Source organism: Wolbachia endosymbiont of Drosophila baimaii (genome assembly GCF_028982185.1).
GTDB classification, from domain to species: Bacteria; Pseudomonadota; Alphaproteobacteria; order Rickettsiales; family Anaplasmataceae; genus Wolbachia; species Wolbachia pipientis.
The window spans coordinates 1-4627 of sequence record NZ_JAPQLE010000048.1 but is presented as its reverse complement, the minus strand read 5'-3'; the positions used below and the strand labels follow the sequence as shown (position 1 = coordinate 4627).

General features: G+C 36.2%; 4 protein-coding genes and 2 pseudogenes. 5 read left to right on the top strand and 1 reads right to left on the bottom strand.

All coding sequences use genetic code 11. From position 1 onward, the window contains the following. Nucleotides 1-386 (top strand): transposase (locus OZD66_RS01570; protein ID WP_458695168.1); only part of this gene is annotated, 386 nt, incomplete at its 5' end. A gap of 84 nt (nucleotides 387-470) precedes the next feature. Here OZD66_RS01570 and OZD66_RS01565 read toward each other — a convergent pair. After that, on the bottom strand, nucleotides 471-932 hold the full coding sequence (locus OZD66_RS01565; RefSeq protein WP_182366636.1) for a HesB/IscA family protein: 462 nt from the start codon (nucleotides 930-932) through the stop codon (nucleotides 471-473). A 47-nt stretch (nucleotides 933-979) separates the two neighbouring features. Here OZD66_RS01565 and OZD66_RS01560 point away from each other — a divergent pair, with 47 nt between their 5' ends. The 4 genes and pseudogenes from OZD66_RS01560 to OZD66_RS01545 all read left to right on the top strand — a co-directional run. Further along, complete coding sequence (locus tag OZD66_RS01560; RefSeq protein ID WP_182366635.1) at nucleotides 980-2179, top strand: deoxyguanosinetriphosphate triphosphohydrolase; 1200 nt, start codon at nucleotides 980-982, stop codon at nucleotides 2177-2179. After that, entirely contained in the window at nucleotides 2179-3429 is a 1251-nt protein-coding gene (gene ribD / locus OZD66_RS01555) for a bifunctional diaminohydroxyphosphoribosylaminopyrimidine deaminase/5-amino-6-(5-phosphoribosylamino)uracil reductase RibD (RefSeq protein WP_182366634.1), read from the top strand. The genes OZD66_RS01560 and ribD overlap by 1 nt, the downstream gene beginning before the upstream one ends. 112 nt (nucleotides 3430-3541) lie before the next feature. Then, a pseudogene (locus OZD66_RS01550) lies at nucleotides 3542-4416 on the top strand (IS66 family transposase); the annotation flags it as partial. 43 nt (nucleotides 4417-4459) lie between these two features. Beyond that, nucleotides 4460-4627: pseudogene (locus OZD66_RS01545) on the top strand (IS630-like element ISWpi10 family transposase); the annotation flags it as partial.

The following is a 4627-nucleotide window of genomic DNA, read 5'->3' as shown; positions in this document are numbered from 1 at the left end:
AGCATGCCATAAAAGCACTATATGCAGATAGAGCATGTGATAGGCACAAGTTTTATAAGTTGTGTAACGAATATGATATAAAGACAAAAATTCCACCAATAAACAATGCGGCAGAACATCCAGAAATAGATTATATGTCTGACAGGAATGCTGCTATTAGGTTAATAAAATTATACGGTGAAGATGGCATGAAAGAATGGAAAAAAGAAGTAAATTATGGGAAAAGATCTTATATTGAAGGGTTTTTCTCAAGATTAAAGCAAATATTCGGATTTAGTTTTAGGAATAAATCTGAGATAAATCGAGAAAAAGAACTGCTAATCAAATGCTATTTGCTTAATAAATTCACTGATATTGGTATGGCTAAATTTAAGATAGTTACATGAATTTACCATAAATCACCATCTCATAAAGTGTGATGCAACAAAGCCATTCCAGTGTCACGCACTGGAATGACATCAAATTTTTGACTAAACTGAGAAGCTGTTGCCACAACCACACTGGGATTCAGCAAAGGCATTCTTTATTTGAAAACCAGAACCACTGAGATCCTCAGTATAATCTATAACTGAGTTATTTAAAAATTTTGCTGAACAATTATCAACCATTAATACAGGATTGCCATTTTCATCATTAATTACTATATCTTTACCTTTTTCGCTAAAACTGGAGTGGCTTCTATAGTCCTCGCTTTCTTCATAATCATCATCTTCATCTTCGTCATCAAACTCATCATCGTAATCATCGTCTTCATCATCCAAAGATAGATTTTTATTCATTTGATCCATAAGAAAATTGTATTTGAAGCCAGAACATCCACCACCTGAAACTGCAACCCGTAAAATGGAACTCTTATCCCCTTCCTGCTCTGCAAGAGAGTGGATTTTTTTTAGTGCATTATCAGTTAAGTTGATGTTGTAATTTGTTGACATAGTAACCACCGTTTATTATTGATAACTTATTATAGTAGAAATTTTACATGTCAAACAATAATTTTCTATTAAATTATGCATGTTTTCCAAGCAAAACAAAAGGGAGATACTTCAAAGAGCCAGAAGATGAGAATCGCAGCTGCTTTCAGCGTGATAGGGACCGTATCATTCACTCTAATGCGTTTAGAAGGTTGGAGTACAAAACACAAGTTTTTATCAATTATGAGCACGACTACTATCGCACTCGGCTTACTCATAGCCTTGAAGTTGCACAAATTGCAAGGTCCATTGCGCGTAGACTTGGCTTAAATGAGGATATCACTGAATGCATAGCGCTCGCACATGATCTTGGTCATCCTCCATTTGGTCATGCAGGTGAAGATGCTCTAAAGAAATCAGTTCAAGATTTGAATCTTGATAATGAGAAGTATGAGTTTGATCATAATGTTCAAGCTATAAGGATTTTAACTTATCTTGAACAAAAACATGCTGATTTTGATGGTATGAATCTAAGTTGGGAGGTGATTGAAGGAGTTGCAAAACATAACGGTCCCTTGCTTGGTCAAAACGCGGAGTCTTCTACAAGTAATCAGCTGTTATTAGAATACAACAAAAAATATGATCTAAAACTTGAAGAATTTTCAAGCATTGAAGCGCAAGTTGCTTCAATTGCCGATGATATTGCTTACAGTGTTCACGATCTTGATGATGCACTCAGGGCGAATTTAGTAACCATCGAAGATTTGCTGAATGTTCCTTTAATTGAAAAAATGTTTAAAGACATAAGGAGCAGATATTCAGAATTGCCTCAGAGCAAACTCATACATGAATCACTGAGTGGAACTATAGGAACTATGATAAGTGATGTTGTTTCTCAGACTGAAAAAAATATTGAAGATCACAAAATAAAAAGCGTAGAAGACGTAAGAAGTCTAAATAAAATGCTAGTCACATTTTCACCAGAAGTTGCGAATGCTACAAAAGAAATGAAAAGATTCAACATGGAGAAAATATACAGAAGCTATAAACTGAGTAGAACGATGAACAAAGCAAAACGCATAATACAGGAACTCTTTCAATGTTTTTATGAAAACCCAGGATTACTTCCCACAGAGTGGAGCAAACTCGCTTGTGAATCTCAGCGTTCAGTAATAATATGTGACTATATCTCAGGTATGACAGATAGATTTGCTATACACGAGCACAGAAGAATTTTTGATACCTCATACGAAATGACTTCTTTCTAATGACTGATGATCATTTCATGTCAATTGCATTAAGGCTTGCAGAAAAAAATCTTGGAAATGTTGCACCAAATCCTGCTGTCGGGTGTGTTATTGTAAAAGATGGTACAATTGTTAGTGAGGGATATACAGGGATTGGTGGGCGTCCGCATGCGGAGGTAGTCGCTTTGCAAAACGCTAAAGATTCAACTCATGGCGCAACTATATATATCACTCTTGAGCCATGTTGTCATCACAGAGTCACGGGGCCTTGCACTGCAAAAATCATAAAAGCTGGCATAAAAAGAGTAGTAATTGCAACTATTGACCCAGATAGTAGAGTTTCAGGTGGAGGCATTAAAGCTCTGAAAGAAGCAGGAATTGAAGTTGAGCAAGGTATTATGCAAAAAGAAGCAGAAGAACTGAATGTCGGTTTTTTCACCACTAAAGAATTACATAGACCATTTATAGCTTGCAAAGTCGCAACAACTCTTGACGGAAAAATCGCAACATTTACAGGCGATAGCAAATGGATAACAAGTGAAAATACGAGAAACTGGGTGCATGAGCTCAGAACGAAATATGATGCAATTATGATTGGCAGCAATACTCTTATTAATGATGATCCACTCTTAACTTGCAGATTACCAGGACTCGGAAGTAGATCGCCAATAAGGCTAATTATAGATAATCAAGGGAGATTAAAGGAAGAGCATAACATTGCAAAGACTGCAGACAAAGTAATAACTTGGGTCATCACAAATAAAGAAGTAGAGAAAAAAATAAAAAACATTAACTATTTGATAGTTAATTCAAATAACAAACCTCCTGTCATTCCAGATGTCACCCCAACACACTCTCCTGTCATTCCAACGCCTTCTCCTGTCATCCCAGTGCCCAGACACTGGGATCCAAAAAACTTCAAGCAATTGCATAATGAAAACTGGATTCCAGCGTCACGCGCTGGAATAACATCGGAGCCTGACATTATCAATAAAGTCTGCTTAAAAGACATGGCATCAAAACTTGTTTCAGAAATTGGTATAACAAGATTATTAGTTGAAGGTGGAGGAGTGTTAATCACAGAACTATTAAAGTGTAATTTAATCGATAGGTTGATAATATGCCGCAGTGGTAAAATTTTAGGCAATGATGCCACTCCTTTTGTAGGAGATTTAGGGATTCAATTCATTAACAACTGTTATCAGTTTAAAAAAACAAAGATAATAGAGTTTAGTGAGGATATAGTTGAGGTTTGGGATAGGTCGTCATAATCCTTACATACTCAAACAGTAAAAAAAAGGTATCCGTTCAGCGGAGCGGTAAAATAAAAAGTAGACAAGGAGTGCTAAAAACATAATATCACAAGTAGTATGTGTGGTAAATATGTCTGATCTACTAGCTAGTCTTCTCAAGCTCTGTGAAAGCTTTAAAATAGAGATAGAGCAACTAAAAGCAGAGATAAAGAGGTTAGAGATAGAAAACGAAAATTTTAGATCTGAGAATAAGGCGCTAAGAATCGAAAATGCTGAATTGAAAGAAAGACTAGGTCTGAATTCACAAAATTCATCGATACCGAGCTCAAAAGAGTTATACAAGCTAAAGAAGAAAAAGAAAAAAAGTGACAGGAAAATAGGGGCACAGATTGGGCATGAAGGAAAGTATCGCCCTAAAATGGAAGCAGATGAAGTGGTGAAAATAGAGTTCTTGCGAGTGCGGAGGAGAAATTGCGATATCGAAAGAGCCATACATTCATCAAAAAGTTGATTTGCCAGAAATTAAGCCTTATGTTGTGGAATACCAATGGCCGCTGTTGCAAGTGTGGAAAAAGAAAAAGTAGCAGGCTACCAGAAGGTGTTACTGCGGATACATTTGGTCCAAAAGTTGAGTCAACAATCGCGGCGCTGAGCGGATTTTACAAGAACTCGAAAAGAGAAGTAGCAAATATTATAAAAAATATTTTCAACCTGGACATCAGTGTTGGTAGCGTGTCAAATAGCGAGGCTAGAGTTGCAGAAAAATGCCAAGAAGCATATGAGCAAATCGAGCAAGAAGTAAGTAAAAGTGAAGTTCTGCATATCGATGAAACGAGCCATTATAACAAAGGTAAACTTGGTTGGTGCTGGATGTTTGCCAGTAATACAGCAAGTTTTATAAAATTGACAAAGTCAAGAGGAATGAAGGTTTTACAAAATAGTAAGTTCTGCAATCGCAATAGCTTATACCAATTCTCACTGCACAACAAACAGATAGACAATAATGGAAAAAAAGCCATACTAAACTAAGTGTAATAGCGAGGTATAAATGGCATTAAGATCAAAATTATTGGATGAAAAAGTAGTGGAATCGGCAAAAGCAATGCTGAAGAAAGTAAGAAACAACGCATACGTTACAAAAAAACTAAATGCTGTAATTGCAGCAAAAAAGCACAGCATAACAGCGGTAGCAAAGATATGTTGCATTTCAAGAACT

Excerpts from the sequence above, each read along its gene's own strand:
- OZD66_RS01565 (WP_182366636.1), bottom strand. The coding sequence starts at position 932 with ATGTCAACAAATTACAACATCAACTTAACTGATAATGCACTAAAAAAA.
- OZD66_RS01560 (WP_182366635.1), top strand. The coding sequence starts at position 980 with ATGTCAAACAATAATTTTCTATTAAATTATGCATGTTTTCCAAGCAAA.
- ribD (WP_182366634.1), top strand. The coding sequence starts at position 2,179 with ATGACTGATGATCATTTCATGTCAATTGCATTAAGGCTTGCAGAAAAA.